Source organism: Coprococcus intestinalis, assembly GCF_023656595.1.
Lineage (GTDB): Bacteria > Bacillota > Clostridia > Lachnospirales > Lachnospiraceae > Coprococcus_A > Coprococcus_A intestinihominis.
Map to the genome: position 1 here is coordinate 91875 of NZ_JAMOKJ010000003.1, position 16627 is coordinate 108501.

At 43.6% G+C, this 16627-nt stretch carries 17 protein-coding genes and 1 pseudogene; 5 read left to right on the forward strand and 13 right to left on the reverse strand.

Annotated features, from left to right (window positions below; genetic code table 11):
- Positions 1-13: 13 nt before the first annotated feature.
- The 9 genes from NBH03_RS03280 to NBH03_RS03320 form a co-directional block, all read right to left on the reverse strand.
- The gene (locus tag NBH03_RS03280) at positions 14-1636 is read right to left on the reverse strand and encodes an NAD(P)/FAD-dependent oxidoreductase (protein ID WP_250797411.1); all 1623 of its coding nucleotides are present in this window, start codon (positions 1634-1636) and stop codon (positions 14-16) included.
- The gene (locus tag NBH03_RS03285; protein ID WP_250797054.1) at positions 1623-2891 is read right to left on the reverse strand and encodes a BaiN/RdsA family NAD(P)/FAD-dependent oxidoreductase; all 1269 of its coding nucleotides are present in this window, start codon (positions 2889-2891) and stop codon (positions 1623-1625) included. Before NBH03_RS03285 ends, NBH03_RS03280 begins: the two co-directional genes overlap by 14 nt.
- A gap of 10 nt (positions 2892-2901) precedes the next feature.
- Positions 2902-4530, reverse strand: coding sequence for a putative polysaccharide biosynthesis protein (locus NBH03_RS03290; RefSeq protein WP_250797060.1), 1629 nt, complete (start codon positions 4528-4530; stop codon positions 2902-2904).
- 20 nt (positions 4531-4550) lie between these two features.
- The gene (locus NBH03_RS03295; RefSeq protein WP_250797062.1) at positions 4551-5642 is read right to left on the reverse strand and encodes a DUF3048 domain-containing protein; all 1092 of its coding nucleotides are present in this window, start codon (positions 5640-5642) and stop codon (positions 4551-4553) included.
- Positions 5643-5723: 81 nt separating this feature from the next.
- Positions 5724-6224: an rRNA maturation RNase YbeY gene (ybeY, locus tag NBH03_RS03300; protein WP_015514097.1), complete on the reverse strand. Its 501-nt coding sequence runs from the start codon at positions 6222-6224 to the stop codon at positions 5724-5726.
- A 10-nt stretch (positions 6225-6234) separates the two neighbouring features.
- Positions 6235-7293, reverse strand: a complete 1059-nt coding sequence (locus NBH03_RS03305) for a PhoH family protein (RefSeq protein WP_215689462.1) — start codon at positions 7291-7293, stop codon at positions 6235-6237.
- 20 nt (positions 7294-7313) lie between these two features.
- Positions 7314-8621 (reverse strand): sporulation protein YqfD, encoded by a 1308-nt coding sequence (locus NBH03_RS03310; protein ID WP_250797064.1) that lies wholly within the window; start codon positions 8619-8621, stop codon positions 7314-7316.
- Positions 8622-8678: 57 nt separating this feature from the next.
- On the reverse strand, positions 8679-9014 hold the full coding sequence (locus tag NBH03_RS03315) for a YabP/YqfC family sporulation protein (RefSeq protein WP_227081477.1): 336 nt from the start codon (positions 9012-9014) through the stop codon (positions 8679-8681).
- Between the two features lie 210 nt (positions 9015-9224).
- Complete coding sequence (locus tag NBH03_RS03320; RefSeq protein WP_250797067.1) at positions 9225-9596, reverse strand: hypothetical protein; 372 nt, start codon at positions 9594-9596, stop codon at positions 9225-9227.
- A 170-nt stretch (positions 9597-9766) separates the two neighbouring features.
- Here NBH03_RS03320 and NBH03_RS03325 point away from each other — a divergent pair, with 170 nt between their 5' ends.
- From NBH03_RS03325 to NBH03_RS16185, 5 genes and pseudogenes are all read left to right on the forward strand, one after another.
- Positions 9767-10138, forward strand: coding sequence for a GntR family transcriptional regulator (locus tag NBH03_RS03325; RefSeq protein WP_055066322.1), 372 nt, complete (start codon positions 9767-9769; stop codon positions 10136-10138).
- Positions 10139-10153: 15 nt separating this feature from the next.
- On the forward strand, positions 10154-11017 hold the full coding sequence (locus NBH03_RS03330) for an ABC transporter ATP-binding protein (protein ID WP_250797069.1): 864 nt from the start codon (positions 10154-10156) through the stop codon (positions 11015-11017).
- Positions 11005-11637, forward strand: a complete 633-nt coding sequence (locus NBH03_RS03335) for an ABC-2 transporter permease (RefSeq protein WP_215689458.1) — start codon at positions 11005-11007, stop codon at positions 11635-11637. Before NBH03_RS03330 ends, NBH03_RS03335 begins: the two co-directional genes overlap by 13 nt.
- Before the next feature lie 170 nt (positions 11638-11807).
- A complete protein-coding gene (locus NBH03_RS03340) occupies positions 11808-11975 on the forward strand; it encodes a hypothetical protein (RefSeq protein WP_227081473.1) in 168 nt (55 codons plus the stop codon).
- Positions 11957-12028: pseudogene (locus NBH03_RS16185) on the forward strand (Maff2 family mobile element protein); the annotation flags it as partial. The gene NBH03_RS03340 and the pseudogene NBH03_RS16185, both read left to right, overlap by 19 nt.
- A 32-nt stretch (positions 12029-12060) precedes the next feature.
- On the opposite strand, the gene NBH03_RS03345 reads toward NBH03_RS16185, so the two are convergent.
- The 4 genes from NBH03_RS03345 to xdh form a co-directional block, all read right to left on the reverse strand.
- On the reverse strand, positions 12061-13020 hold the full coding sequence (locus tag NBH03_RS03345; RefSeq protein WP_250797074.1) for a DUF3878 family protein: 960 nt from the start codon (positions 13018-13020) through the stop codon (positions 12061-12063).
- A gap of 148 nt (positions 13021-13168) precedes the next feature.
- The gene (gene rpsU, locus NBH03_RS03350; RefSeq protein WP_008400815.1) at positions 13169-13345 is read right to left on the reverse strand and encodes a 30S ribosomal protein S21; all 177 of its coding nucleotides are present in this window, start codon (positions 13343-13345) and stop codon (positions 13169-13171) included.
- Positions 13346-13553: 208 nt separating this feature from the next.
- A complete protein-coding gene (locus NBH03_RS03355) occupies positions 13554-14033 on the reverse strand; it encodes a 4Fe-4S binding protein (RefSeq protein WP_215689456.1) in 480 nt (159 codons plus the stop codon).
- Between the two features lie 2 nt (positions 14034-14035).
- Positions 14036-16618 (reverse strand): selenium-dependent xanthine dehydrogenase, encoded by a 2583-nt coding sequence (gene xdh, locus NBH03_RS03360; protein WP_250797079.1) that lies wholly within the window; start codon positions 16616-16618, stop codon positions 14036-14038.
- Positions 16619-16627: the final 9 nt, after the last annotated feature.

Genomic DNA, 16627 nt, shown 5'->3' on the forward strand with positions numbered 1-16627 from the left:
CTGACAAACATTTCTACTTTGCCTGTTCAACGGCGGCATAAGCCGCTGCTACAGCTTCCGCTACACGCAGGCCATCCATAGCAGCACTTGTAATGCCGCCTGCATAACCGGCTCCCTCACCGCATGGGTAAAGGCCCCCAACACTGCTTTCAAAATGTTCATCTCTCGGTATTCGCACCGGTGAAGATGTTCGCGTTTCAACACCCGAAAGAATAGCATCGGGTCTGTCATAACCTTTGATCTTTCTGCCGAAAGCATCAATGCCTTCTACCAGACTTTCACAGACAAACGTCGGCAGGCAATGCCATAAATTGCCGAAATGATAACCGCCTTTATGTTCGGGCTTCACCGCTCCAAAACGTTCTGAGACTTTTTTTTCTTTGAAATCATCGAAAAGCTGCACTGGCACAAGTCCCTGACCTTCTTCATAAGCCAGTTTCTCCCATTTTCGCTGAAAAGCCATCCCGGCAAGAATATCAGAACTGCCGAAATCCTCCGGTGAAACGCCCACGATCACCGCACTGTTGGCATTGGCACCGTCACGTCCACGGTTGCTCATACCATTCACCGCACACATGCCTTCTTCTGAAGAAGCATTCACCACATAGCCGCCGGGACACATACAGAATGTATACACCTGGCGCCCCTTACCCGTCCGGTAAGTTAATTTGTAACTGGCTGCCGGAAGCTGGTCTGCTACGCTGCCATACTGGGATGCATTAATCATTGACTGCGGATGCTCCACGCGCACACCGACAGCAAACGGCTTTGGCTCCATGGTAATCTTTCTCTCCAAAAGTTTCTCAAAAGTATCCCTGGCACTATGTCCCACTGCCAGAACAACCTGGTCAGCTTCAATTTTCTCACGGTCATTGACAATAACACCTCTAATATGATTCTGAGCATCTATCACAAAATCTGTCACTTTTGAATCAAAGTGCACCTGACCGCCCAGAGAAAGTATCTCATTGCGAAGTTTTTCAACAATCCCTACAAGCAGATCTGTCCCCACATGCGGCTTCTGCACATATAAGATATCTTCCGGTGCTCCCGCCTCTACAAAAGTCTCCATAACTTTTCTCTGTCGTCCAGATGGATCCTTAACAAGCGTATTGAGTTTACCATCTGAAAAAGTACCGGCACCGCCCTCACCAAACTGTACATTGCACTCCTTATCAAGCTTACCGCCTGCCCAGAAGGCATTCACCTTCTCCATACGGGTGTGCACTTCACTTCCCCGCTCCAGAATAATCGGATCATATCCCTGTCTGGCCAGCATGAGCCCACAGAACAGGCCGGCCGGTCCGCTGCCGATGATTACCGGAGGCTTTGCTGGTTTGTCCGCTGCCTTTTCCGGCATCTGATAGATGACCGGTGTATAAGGCAGTATATCTTTATTGGCATGATGCTTTTTCAGATACTGCTTTTCATTTGCTAATGTCACTGCCACGGAATACTGATAAAGAACTTCCCCGGCATGCCCGCCTTTTCCGGATTTTCTCGCATCGATTGATTGTTTGAGAATCCGGTAATCTATCATCTCCTCCGGTCTGATACGCAATTTATGCACAATCGCCTCTTTTAATTGTTTTTTTGAATGGTTCAGAGGCAGTTTAATCTGATTAACCTTTAACACGGCAGCTCCTTCCGGCATCTGAACCTGCAAGAATACCGGTTGCCCAAGCCCACTGCAGATTGTATCCTCCGCAGATGCCATCAACATCCAATAATTCTCCGGTAAAATAAAGTCCTCTGACAATTTTTGATGCCATATTCTTCTCATCTATTTCTCTTGTATCAACCCCTCCGGCTGTTGCCTGGGACTGTTCAAAATCGTTTGTCGCGTTAATATGCACTTCGTGATGTTTCACCAGTGCAATCAAACGCTCCAGTGCACGATCATCTACTTTGCAGCATGGCTGTCCGCCGTCTATGCCAGCGCATTTTAACAGACAGGCTGCCAGCTTACTATTCATCATTCCCGAAAGCACCATCCGCATTGTCCACTTCGGACTGGCATGCATCTGCCACATCAGTCTGGCACGAAGTCCTTTGTCGCTGACAGCTGGCATCAAATCAAGTACCGCTGTCACTGTTTTTTTCATTTGCAAAGCTTTCGCGGCGTAACGGCTCACCTGAAACACCGGAATTCCTGAAATACCATACGCAGTCAATTGGATTTCACCGCTGTCCTCCGCAGCCATTTTGCCGCCTGTAAGAAGTCTTACCCTGCCCTGAAGACGAATTCCCGCCAGTTCTTTAAAATATTTCTCCTTACAATGAAGCGCACATAATGCAGGCACCGGTGCAGACACATGATGTCCAAGACTCTCTGCCAGTCTGTATCCGGAACCGTTGCTGCCAAGTTTGGATGCAGATGCGCCGCCACAGGCCATGATCAGTTTTCTGCATTGATAAACATTGTCTACCGAATAAACGGTAAAACCGCCCTTCGACAAACCTTTACCGCCAACTCTGATCTTCTTTACTTCCTGTCCGGTTACCACATCGGCTTTCTGCTCTGCCAGTTCCCAGCACAATATATCTCGGACCGATGCGGCCTGTTCAGACATCGGGTATACATAACCATCTCGCGCTTTTGTATAAAGCCCCATGGATTCAAAAAAAGCCAGTGTATCACCGGCATCAAAATTCTCCAGTACATGAAGCGGAAACACCTCCTGCCCGGATCTGTAAACACCGGAGGAAATACAGCCCCTTCGAATGGCCTGATTGGTCAGATTACACTTGCCATTGCCCGTTGCCAGAATCTTCTTGCCGGTTTTATCCATTCTTTCAATAACTAAAACTGAGGCTCCTTCCCTCCCGGCTGCAATCGCTGCAGCCAGTCCGGAAGCGCCTCCTCCGATGATACATACATCGTAAATCATACAAGGCTCCTTATATCAAATGAAAACGTTTTAAATACACACTCAGTGTTGTTCCCTTCGGGAAAGAATATAATTCTTCCTCCGTCAGACCATGGAACTTCAGCAATGCCACTGCATAAACAACCACTGCGACAATGATTGCCAGCAATGTTGCAATTGCATTGATATGTAAAACAAAATAAACACCCTTATAAACAATAAATGTAGCTACGCCCATCACCGCCGATGCAGCTGCAGGTATCAGAAATGTCTGTTTTGCTTCCTGTTCATAACCGATATAACGTCTTAAAGCAACCTGATTAAAAATACACATCAGGAAACCAAATAGAATATTACTATATAAAATTGCGTAAATATTCATATCACAGAATCTCAGCAGAATTACAATAAATACCGTATGAATCGCCAGAGCAATACCTGAATTCACAATCGGTGTGTTCATTTTGTCAATTCCCTGAAGTGCACCAATCGTTACCGTCGACAAAGAATAAAACAACAAATACGGTGTACCGATCGTAATCAAATGTCTTGTCAGCGCAGATGAATCATTAAACAGCAGCTGCATGATCGGTCCGCCAAGCACGGATAAACCTACACAGGCCGGGATTGCAATGATCATACAGAATTTAACTGTTGTCTCTATTTTGCTGTGAATTTCTTCCCTGTCACCCCTTAACATGGCTGATGAAATACCCGGGACAACGGCCAATCCAAGTGCTGTTGCCATCGCCATCGGTACATTCACAAGCATCTTATACTTGCTGCTGTAGACGCCATATAAAGATGAAATCAGTTCTGCATCATAGCCAAGTTTAGCTAAAATATTACTATATAAAGAAGAATCAATGATGCCGCTCACCTGATAAATAACAGAACTCAAAACAACCGGTGCCATCGTCAGTGTTAACACTTTATAAATATTCTTATAGGATTCCGGCTGATGCAGTTTATCCTTGTGTACACGATGCATAAACCGTGGGTGATACAACATATATATAATAATCAGGAAAATCGTGCTTGCAAGTGCACCGATACAGGTACCGAGGGTACCGCCCATGGCGGCCCATGCAGGTCCCTGGGATACAAGGATTGCTGCGGCTGCTACACTGACAACTGCATTAAAAATCTGTTCAAAAATCTGTGAAATGGCTGTAGGCATCATGCTGCCGATTCCCTGAAAATAACCTCTGAAAGTACTCATGACACAACAGAGGAAAATTGTCGGTGCCAGAACTCTGAGTGCCGGCACCACCCCAATCATCTCAGGGCCAAATACAGCACTTGTAATCTGTTTCGCAAAGATAAATGTACCAAGGCCGATCACAGATCCCACAACCAGTGTCCACAAAAGGGCACTGACCATAATTCTGTGTTCATTGGTATAATCCCGTTTGGCATGCGTCTTTGACACCAACTTACTGACTGCCAGCGGCACACCATTGGACGAAACAAGCAACAGTAACATATAAATATCATATGCGTAGCCGTAATACCCCATCGCAACATCTCCTGCAATTCGCTGGAGCGGAATACGGTAGAACAGCCCAATCAGGCGGACAATAATCTGTGCAGCGGCCAGGATCGACCCCTGCACAATGATATCGCCGCCTTTGTTTTTGCTTTTGGAAGAGCTTCCCATTCATACACCTCTTGTCTATATCATTCTAAAGTGACAGTTTTACTGTCTGATACGACCTCGAAGAATGTTTTTCCAGGATTCAAGGAAATCTCATTGCCTGATGCATCATAGTATTTCGTCTTATCTGCATTATCATTTCTTTTCCATGTAATCTCTTCAGCTTTGCCATCTGTAATATACAGTCCCTTGCCAGAACCATTCAACGTCATATCCTGATAATCTTCTTCGCTGATGGACTTCTGAGCTACATACTGAACAATAATGTTCTTAAAGGCCAGCTGTTCATTATTCTCCCGGTCGATATGGGCTTCACCAAACTGATAGCGATAGTAAAGACCATCCTCAGTATTATATGTGAAATATGGCTTCGAGTCAAATGGAATATTCACTTTTTGTGCATTTATTCCATCTTTCAGCTCCGTATCAACATGATTAAACTGCAGTCGCGGTGTATATCCCTCCGGATAATCTCTGGTAAGGCCTGTGACTTCAAGTCCCGCTGCCAGCATCTTGCCGGTTGTATAGACATTATGTGGTGCTACACGATCCGTTGAACGATAAAAAACTTTCGGTTCATAGCTTGATATGCCATGAATTGTCGTAATATTCTCATTTTCAATACGTTCAAGTGCAAACCTTGACTGACCATAGTGTACATAAATAGCATCATTATCATTGGCAAAATCAATATAATTATGTCTTGCACTCCGGACAGACCCGATTTTTTCAACGTTATCCACATCTTGAAAAAGAGCCAGAAGACGCGTAATACCGCCTTCTACCTGTGCTTCATAAATCATTTCAGCCTGACTGACACCAGATTGCGGAAGCGACACATCAATGTTATTGATCATAATCGCATACGGACGCTGCTTTCCGATTGTCTCACTGACAGGCTCTCCAGTCAGATAACTGTACATTTCGCCGGCAGGCAAAGCTGCTTCCGTCTCTGCTTCCGTTTCTGTCTCACTTTCTGTCTGTGTTTCAACCGTAACTTCAGTCTGAGTCTCTGTTTCCGTTGATTCTGTCTTCTTACCGCCACAAGCAGTTACTGCCAGCATCATACCTACTGCCAAACATACAGCTGTCATACCATATTTCATCTTTTTCATAAAATTACCCCCATTATCTTATAAATTTGTGTTGTTGTCTTTCCACTAAAAATATCTCTGAATCCTTCCGTCCTACATACACTAACGCTTCAGATTCAGCATATTCAAAATGTCTCTCTGCTTCTCCTCCATCACTTCCCGCTCTTCATCCTGCATATGGTCATATCCGAACAAATGCAGCATACTATGAGCCACAAGAAAGCCCAATTCCCTCTGCTGGGAATGGCCATAACTTGCAGCCTGCTCAATAATCTTGTCCACAGACAAAATAATATCCCCCAATATCAGTTCACCACTCTCCGGGTTGAAGAAATCTTCTGTCAATCCCTCCTCCAATACTGAAAAATCCCCCGGCCGTACATAGTCAATCATAGGAAATGACAACACATCTGTCGGTTTGAACAGATCTCTGTAGTCTCTGTTAATCATTGCAATTTCATCATTCGTTGTCAAAACCACATTTACTTCTGTTTCATAGGGACATTCTTCAAAATCAAGGGCACCATTGATGACCTCCCTGATAATCTTCTCATAGTCAAAATCAAGCTTCTTATCTGCTTCATAATCAATATTTACTGTCATAAACTCTCTCCTATTTATCTCCTCGTTCGCTTATCTTTCTGCGTACTGATGATCGCTTTGTTCTAGCCCTGGCTGCTTCATCTTTCTTCAGACCGTCTTTTGACAAATGCTTCTGCTTCGCTTCATAATCATCATAAGCCTTGACAATCTTCTGTACCAGCGGATGTCTCACAACATCCTGGCTGGAAAGCATACAAATCCCAATATCATTAATGCCGCCTAACACTTTCAGTGCCACATCCAGTCCAGACTGCTGCCCCGTTGGCAGATCCTTCTGGCTTAAATCACCTGTCACAATAACCTTGGAGCCAAAACCGATACGGGTCAGGAACATCTTCATCTGAGCCGGTGTTGTATTCTGCGCCTCATCCAAAACAATAAACGAATTATCAAGGGTACGCCCTCTCATATAAGCAAGCGGCGCCACCTCAATTAATCCCTTTTCCATGTTCTTCTGGAAACTTTCTGCTCCCATGATCTCATACAGCGCATCATATAAAGGTCTCAAGTAAGGATCGATCTTACTCTGCAAATCTCCCGGCAAAAAACCGAGTTTCTCACCTGCCTCAATAGCCGGTCTTGTCAAAATGATTCGATTGACTTCATTATTCCTAAAGGCCGTAATAGCCATAGCCATGGCAAGATATGTCTTGCCCGTGCCGGCGGGACCTACACCGAATACAATCATTTTCTCACGGATATTGCGAATATAATTCTTCTGTCCATGCGTCTTCGGCTTGATCGGCCGTCCGCCAATGGTATGGCAGATCAGTTCATCGTAAAGCTCCGTCACTTTCTCCTGTTTATCTTCCATACTCAGTGCCAGCGTATAATTAACATTCTGATCTGTAATAACCTCTCCGTTGACAGATAATTGAATCAATTGATTCAGTACATTCACTGCCCGCTTTGTTTTTGCAGCTTCACCAATAATCTTCAGGCTGCCGCCTCTGGCGATAATGGTCACATTCAAAGCCCGTTCGATATTTTTGATATAATGATCAAATTCGCCAAATACATTTCTGATATGTTCCGCAGGGATATCAATGATTTCTTCAGTAATACTCATCCTGTCGCATAATCCTCCATCTATTCATTATGCCGCGTCGATGCCATATGCTCACTGCTGATGGGCACTTCTTTTCCAATCGGCCCATCCAGAATCAGTGTTCCCTTAACATGACCTCCGTCAGCATCTAGTGATATTGTAACACTATTCGAGATAATTTGAACCCCTTTTTTCTCCAATTCATTCAAATACTTCTGCAATTCCTCTTCCGCCATCTTTTTGATGACCTCATCGGTATACTCTTCCACAACATTTTTATAAGGAACATACTCCGTATACTCCAGTGCAAAAGGCAAATAAAAAGTCGGTGTCAGCCTGAACTGCTTCTTCCAGGACCATACCTCACTTAAAGTATTCTCCTCCAATTGCTTTTTTAAAATGTTCTCCCATACAGGCAGGCAAAAGCTCTTTCCGACTATTGCCACCCCAAGTTCTCGATAATTTTTCCCCGTATAGCTGCGCACTTCATGTTTTCGCTGATAATGTTTCTCATATAATTCTTGATATTTTCCGAAAACATCTCCTTCCGCGGTCAAATAATCCACTTTTTTCAGTGTTTCATCTTCATTATAAATATACACTTTTCCTTCAATCAGTACATCACCCTTTTTGACTTCATCACCATAGCGGACTGCAACTGTCCCCCGCCGTACCACCAAATTGGTAATAATCGCATCTTCATCTGACACCAAATTTGCCGGCAAATCAGTCTCACTTTCACCATTCTGCGTTTTGGGGTTATTCTCTCGATTCTCAACACGCTTCACATTTCCGGTCTGCCCGCCTCCTGAACTTCCGGATATTTTCAAATCACCTTCCCTCAGTTCAATCTGCAGTTTTGTTCCCGCGATACTGGCCGACACCCAGGTAATTTCATTGTACATAATCCTTAATTCTTCTTCAATTTCCGGAAGATCAATCTCTGATTTTCGGCATCCGGTCTTCACATCCATCTGCGCCAATGCCTGTAAAATCAAGGCATCCGTATATTTGCGGTTACCGTCAATATCAATTTGCCAGACAAAGAGAGACAATATATAGATCATGCCGGCAAAAACCGTCATTCCCAACAAAAACCACCATCGCCGCTTATGTCTGTAAAAGAAAAAAGCCGGCCCATGCCGATTCAGAATATGTATTTTAACATGTGTTTTCCGAACCAATGGTCTCAGCTTTTTAAAATTCTCTGCATCTATTTCCATCTGTATGGCATTTTCTCTCCGAACCAAATGCCGCAACTCAATGCCGTTATTCCGACAGAGATTCACAAAACGCAGGGTTTCTTCACCTGTCACAAGACACCGCACCTGATTTGACACGACGGACATGATGCGCCTCCTTTATATTTGCTGTCATCAACAATATCCTTACTTTATACTGTTTTTTCAGCGATATTCTATATGCTCTATGTAGCCCTCTATCATCACCTCATCCTCATTCAAACAGATAATCTGAAGCGCTTTTCCGACAATCGTCACAGACATTTTCGGACAATGCAGTACAATCTTTTCCTCCTGATAAATTTGTATAGAGGAATAATTTTCCACCCGAAGCCGATGCCTGCCAACACCATAAAAAACCGGCAAGGTCGCCAAAGTCTCATCCGGCACTTGAAAAAAAGTTGCCATGGCAATCTTCCAAAAAGGATACTTTTTCTTCTCTTTTTGAGAAAAATGTGTCTGAACCTGATTTTGAACAAACCGCTTATGCTGTTTCACCATTGCCGCCTCCACATTCTCCTCACATCAGTTTATGCACGCAGCTGTTAAACATACCATTGTTATTCAAATTCAATCATTTTTCTGGCAAGTGTTTCTGTTATCAGCAATCCTTTTAGGTATTCCACTTTTTCTATACAAAAAACCGAACTCAGGCTAAAGCTAAACATCATTCGCTCTTATTCCTGAGTATCACTGAATTCTTCTGCTCTCCTAGTATTCTTCTAAGATCTTCCGGCACTTCTCCATAAGTTCTCTATTATGGCCATAATTAATATTCAATGCAACTACCATAACTTCGAGATGCGATTGTATGCCATCATCTGGAAATGAATCGCTTAATTTTAGAATTTGTCTGTCAGGTTCAGCCTTTGTACCATTGTAAAAGACAAAATACTGAGGTTTTGGCAGTTTAAGACGCGTCTCAGAATAAATATTCAGTTCATTCAATCGGACATAGTCTTCATATAATCGCGCAAAATATCCCAATCCACGAAGCGGCATATTCGGATTCCACGTTGACTGATGCTCATATAAATTCAATGTGCTGTCTATCAAAAATGAAATGTCATTCTTATAATCCATGTATAAATGCTCATGTGCGGTAAAGTAACACACAAGAATTTGATAGACAGCCACTCACTTTTCCGAATGTATTTACATCTTTTCTCTTGACAGGTTCACACAAATCGCCTATATTGTACTTATCGAATAAGTACGCTTATTACGATAAGTACGCATGGTGAGGTGAGCAAGTGGAGATTATCATAAGTAATAGCAGTGATAAGCCTATTTACGAACAAATCTGTATGCAAGTAAAAAGTTTTATTATGGACGGCACATTATCTGCTGGCGAAGCCCTCCCTTCTATGAGAGCTTTAGCAAAAGATTTACATATCAGTGTTATTACCGTTCAGAGAGCATATGAAGATTTAACGAGAGATGGATTTATAGAAACTGTATCTGGAAAAGGCAGTTTTGTAGCATCACAGAATAGGGAATTTATTCAAGAGGAACAGTTACGAATTGCTGAAGAACTTTTACAAAAGGTCGCAGAAATTGGTCGAGCACATGGCATTAGTCTTGAGCAAATGACGAATATTCTAAAACTATTTTACGAGGAATAACGAGAGGTGACAGGCATGGATAACAACATTTTGGTGCAGAATTTATGCAAGCAATTCGAGGATTTTTCTTTGGACAATGTTTCGTTCAAAGTCCCTAAAGGCAGGATTGTAGGTTTTATTGGCGAGAATGGTGCAGGAAAAAGCACTACTATCAATCTGATATTAAATGAACTAAGCAAAGATAGCGGACAGATACAAGTCTTTGGAATAGACCATACAATTCCAACTGTCAAAGAAAATATTGGCGTCGTTTTTGATGAATGTAATTTTCATGATGTGTTCACAGCCGCAGATATTGAAAAAATCTTGAAAGGAGTTTATAAGACATGGGATAGTAACCTTTTTTCACAATACTTGAAAAAATTCAAAATCCCGACCAAGAAAACGATTGGCACATTTTCTAAAGGCATGAAAATGAAGTTGTCTATCATTTGTGCTATGGCACATAGACCTAAACTGTTGATTTTTGACGAAGCAACAACAGGTCTTGACCCCGTTGTGCGTGATGAAGTATTAGACCTATTTTTGGAATTTATCCAAGATGAAGATTGCTCTATCTTCTTTTCGTCGCATATTACTTCGGACATACAAAAAATTGCAGACTATGTGATTTTAATTCATCAGGGAAAAATCATTTTCGAGGAACAGAAAGATGATCTTGTTTATAATTATGGCGTGGCAAAGTGCGGAAAAGAAAAATTTGCACAGCTTTCCTCTGATGATTATATCATACATCGAACTACAAATATGAGCGTGGAGTGTCTTGTTCATGACAAGGAAGCATTCAAACGAAAATACAAAAACATCATTGTGGATAATGCCACATTAGAAGATATTATGCTTTTCTATGTTAAAGGAGGTACATCATGCGAGGATTGATATATAAAGACATATCCATTTTCTTCAAGAGTATTGATAAGAAACTTATTCTGATTGCAGCAGCAGCTATTGTTCTGCTTATTTTCAATGCTGGAATTTATGCCGGCTTATTTACTTCCGTTATGTTTGCCATGACAATCGGTATGCAAAATATTATGAGTTTCGCAAGTGATGAAAAGGCAAGCTGGAAAAAATATCAATTAGCTATGCCGATAAGCAATTTTACTGTTGTTGCAAGTAAATATGTTTCCGTAATATATACTGTTGCAATCAGCATTTTGGGAAGCATTGCGTTCAATAGTTTATCCAGCATAATTTTTCAAAACTTTGATATGCTTATCTGGTTATTTTCGATTGCAGCAGCAATTATTATCCCATTATTATGGACAGGAATTTGCTTGCCATTAACTTATTGGTTTGGTTTTCGTTCTGCGCAAACTATGGGATTGATTGTGGTAATTCCAATGTTTTACTTTGTAAAATATTTTGAAGATGGGCCGGGAATGGCTGCTATGGTAAATTCTGTTCATTCATATGTGCTAATCACAGGGATAGCGGCAATTTTGATTTTTGGAATTTCCCTCATAATAAGCACCATTGGATATAGTCGCAAGAATTAAATCTGCAATTACCATTCAAAAATAGCAAACCCAGCCGAGCCAGTCAACGGCAAGTGAATGTGCTGCGCCCACCGTTGACAGCCCCGTCTGTCCTTGCTGGTGGGGAATCAAGGGGCGACAGTAAAAAGTGCTGCCGCCCTTTCCCATAATCGAAGGAAGGGGGAGTTTCCATGACCGAACAGGAAGCCTATCAAGAACATATCCGCTATACCCATGATACCTATTGCCGGATTGTTATTCGTCATGCGTCCTTTGACGCTGCCCGTATGCTGGCGGCAAGGTGGACTTGCCCGAATAACCGCCCGACCTATCCGACACAATGCGCAAGTGCCGGATAGGAACGGCAAAATTTTTTACACTTCTATTGCTTCTTTATCACACATCAGCAAAGCACCACTGATTGTCGTAATTGTAAGTGCACCTTCATCTGATTTCTTCAATTCGAACCTTCCTGTTTTTTCTGCACTTTTCATCAATCATAAGGTAAACATGAAATTCCAGACTGTCCTTTGCTGTCGTAAATGGTTCTTCCCGGTACACCAGGGCTCTGATACCGCTAGCAATCAATTTCTGCTGCCGCTTCACTGCCTTTTTTAATCGACGATTAAACTCATCTTCAATTTTTTCATCAAAAATGCGTTTTGAGTAATGTCTGGTTCCCTCCTGCATTTTTTCGGAAATCAGAACAATCAACTGCTGATGTATCGTCTGACACAGCATTCCGGCAATCTTCCGTGTCATCCACCTTCCATGACACTTCCTGTATAGTTTCAAATTTCTGATCATGCTTCGATCATTGACTTCTCCAGCCAATTCAATCATCACATCAATTGCCGCCTTTGTTGGCCTCCACCCATTGACTCTCGGTACCAGATATTTCTCCGGCACCGCAGGATAACATGTATCATTTAAAGGCGGAAAATCCGCCAACTGAGCCAGTTTCTTTTCAATATCCGTGCAGTAATTTTCTCCAAGGTAATCATATTTGTCCCGCAAAATGGCAATCTGATACTCCAAAAGACGCAGATATTCATATCCCGGTACCCAGAAATGCGCAACCTCGCCATATTCATAAAGATGAACTTCCAGTTCCAACTGCTTAAAAAAGATTGTCAGTGCCTGATCATCCTGCCATACAGTCAGAATATAAGTTTCTTCCTCTTTGCTGAGTGTCGCGTCCAGCATACCCTCATAGTCTCTCAGATACTTACCAGTCATTTTTGCTTCTTTAAAAACAAGAAAACTTTCCACTGCATCATTCATCAAATAGACAAGGCGAATATCCGTCTCTACACTGTGATCCGTCTGATCCTCTTCCGATATAAGCAGCTCAAACTGCTCCTGCTGCAGAAGTTCAGCCAACATAGCAAATGCTCTTTCCATAACTTTCCCTCTTAATTCATTGTCGGCTACAAGCCCTTCGAAAACGATGTACACGTGCCATATCTGCAGAACTTTTACGAAAAAAGGGTTGCTTCCTAAACGGAAACAACCCTTTGATTCTTTCATACTGCAATACGAGAACTACAGCTTATTTATACTTACGTTTTCTAGCTGCCTCTGATTTCTTCTTACGTCTTACGCTTGGTTTTTCGTAATGCTCTCTTTTGCGAATTTCCTGCTGGATACCGGCTTTAGCGCAGTTTCTTTTAAATCTGCGTAAAGCACTATCTAAAGTTTCGTTTTCTTTAACGATTACATTCGACATAGCTCACACCTTACCTCCCTCCAGTTGTGTATTGTGCTGATACAACTGTGGGTATATTCATAGCACTAAAAGCATTATACCATAAATTTTTAATTCGTCAACTATTTTTTATCACTCTATCCGTCTTTTTTCATGGACAGCGCCGACACCGACCAACAAACCTCATCATATGCGCTTCATCTGTGCTTTTGCCGCCCACTATGCGATTCTAACAGATAATTCCTCTTAAATCTGTCAGAACGTGACGCGGACACTTAACTACGCACATGCCACAGCTGAGACAGACAGATTCATCAATCACTGCACAGTGCTCTGTTACCTTGATAGCACCAGCTGTGCAGGTCTTCTCACAGATACCGCAGCCGATACAGCTGGCCAAGCAGACCTGTCTGGCTTCTTTGCCATTCTGTCGGTTAGAACAACGAACCACAATATAATTGGCACATTCATGGATATGGATCACCTGTTTCGGACATTCACGCACGCATTTGCCGCAGGCAACACATTTTGCTTCATCTACTTGTGCCACACCATTTTCATTGATGACAATCGCCTGGAACGGACAGACTGACACACATATGCCGCAGCCGATACAGCCATTTTCACAGCTCTGTCCTTCCTGTACATGACATCCTCCATTACAGGCCACCAATGCTGAACGATAAGGAAATTTCTTCTTAACAGCCATATTTATTCCTTCCTCTCATAAGGGGTATTGTCAATCGGCAGAACATAACGTCTGCTGCCGTCATAACGGTAATACGCATCTGTGATAGCCGGCGCAGTCGGTATGGATGTGATCTCACCGATACCGATAGCACCGCAGGCAACATTTAACCCCGGCTTATCAATGACAATGGCATCGATCTTCGGTATCTCATGGGCTCTAATAAGGCCAATGGATCCATATTTTTCAATCGGCTTGCAGTTCTCATCGATCGGGTATTTTTCACGCACCGCATAACCGATGGACATCACCACACCGCCTTCAATCTGTCCTTCGCAGGACAATGGATTGACAGCCTTGCCCACATCATGGGCTGCAATCATCCGGTCGATCTTGCCTGTCTTCTCATTAAGAATGCAAACCTGCGTAGCATAACCATAGGCCACATGTGAAACAGGATTCGGCACATCTGCCCCCAGCGGATCTGTCTTTGCAAGATAATCCCCATAGAATTCCTGACCGATCAAATCCTTTAATGACTTATCGCTGCCCTTTGCTTCCATGAGCTTCTCACAGGCTCTCCTGCAGGCTTCTCCGGTGATCATAGTCTGTCTTGAACCGGATGTCGTTCCTGAATCCGGTGCGATCCATGTATTGCTTCGCTCATAAACAATATCATCTCTCTTAAGATCTGTATTCGTCACAGTCATCTGCACAAGCACTGTTCCAAGTCCCTGACCAATACAGGAGGCTCCGGAATAAATATGAAGCTTTGCATCCTCCTCAACAATCAGCTTCACACGGCCCCAGTCAGGAATACCAACACCGACACCGGCATTCTTCATCGCACAGGCAATCCCCACCGGTTTGCCTGCAGCCAGCGCGGCTTCATATTCTTCCTTCACAGCCTCCAGTGTCTCTACAAGACCTGTGGATTCATCTACGATCTGCCCATTCGGAAGAACACCTCCCGGACGAATGGCATTGCGGTAACGGATCTCCCAAGGTGTAATACCAATCTCATCTGCCATCATATTCAGCAGTGTCTCTGTGGCAAAGCACGTCTGAGTCACACCAAAGCCTCTGAAGGCGCCCGCCGGCGGATTATTGGTATAATAAGCTCTTCCCTCAATCTCAAAATTCTCATAGGCGTATGGACCTGCTGCATGGGTACAGGCACGTTCCAGTACCGGCCCGCCAAGGGATGCAAAAGCACCTGTATCAGAAGCCACTTTCGCCTTGACTCCCATAATATGGCCTTTTTCATCACAACCCATGGTAAAATCCATCTCAAAATGATGACGTTTCGGATGGATCAGCAGAGATTCTGCTCTTGTCAGACGGACTTTGACCGGACGTCTCGTCAGATAAGTAATCAGTGCAGCAAGATGCTGAACTGTCATGTCTTCCTTGCCGCCGAAGCCGCCGCCTACAAGGGCATTCTGACACTTCACCTTGTCTGTGCCAAGCATCAGACTGCTTTCATGGAATGTGCAATAAGCAGACTGGTCTGTAGAAATGATCATGACATCCCCGTCATCATCAATATAAGCCACTGCACATTCCGGTTCCAGAAAAGCATGTTCCGTCCATGGTGTCTCAAAATGATGAGAAATCACATGCGCCGCCTTACTGATGGCTTCATCTGCATTGCCTCTGCTGACATGTTTATAAGCCTGAACATTGGTTGTCTCTTCATCAAATACAAGAGGTGCACCTTCCGCAGCCGCTTCCTGAATATTATGTACAGCCGGCAGTACCTCATATTCAACCTTAATGAGCTTCTTTGCCTTCTCTGCGGTCTCCATATCCTCCGCCGCCACAAGTGCAATGGCATCTCCCAGATAATGCGTCAATCCGCCTACCGGGATCATTGTATACTGATCGTGCTTCAAATGGCCGATCTTATTCTCTCCTGGGATATCTGCTGCCGTAAAAACATCAATAACCCCCGGCAGAGCCTTCGCCGCTGTTGTATCAATCGACAAAACTCTTGCTCTCGGATACTTACTTCTGAGCGCCGTACCATAACACATGCCATCCAGATAGTAATCATCCGGATATTTGCCGTAACCCAGCACCTTCTCCTCCACATCCAGTCTGTGTACCCTTGAACCAAGCAGCCAGTCATCCGCACCTGCCGCCGGAATCTTACCGGCACGCATGATCTTTGCCGCCAGCTTTACCGCGGCAATAATCTTCACATAGCCGGTACAGCGGCAATAGTTATTGCGAAGCGCATATTTAATCTCCTCTTCCGTCGGATCCGGATTGCGGTCCAGAAGTCCCTTGGTGCACATGATCATACCCGGAATACAGAAACCGCACTGAACAGCTCCGGCCTCACCGTAAGCATACGTGTAAACCTCTGATTCCCATTTACTGAGACCATCTACAGTGATGATTGATCGACCCTCCAGTCGATCTGTCTGCAGCACACAGGCCTTACAGGTCTCTCCGTCAATAAGCACTGTACATGCACCGCAGGCCCCCTGACTGCATCCGTCCTTGACAGACGTCAGGTGCATTTCATCCCGCAGGAAGCGCAAAAGAGATTGTTTTTTTGATGTCGAAACCTGACATCCATTTACAAAGAAACTATACATCCTTAATCC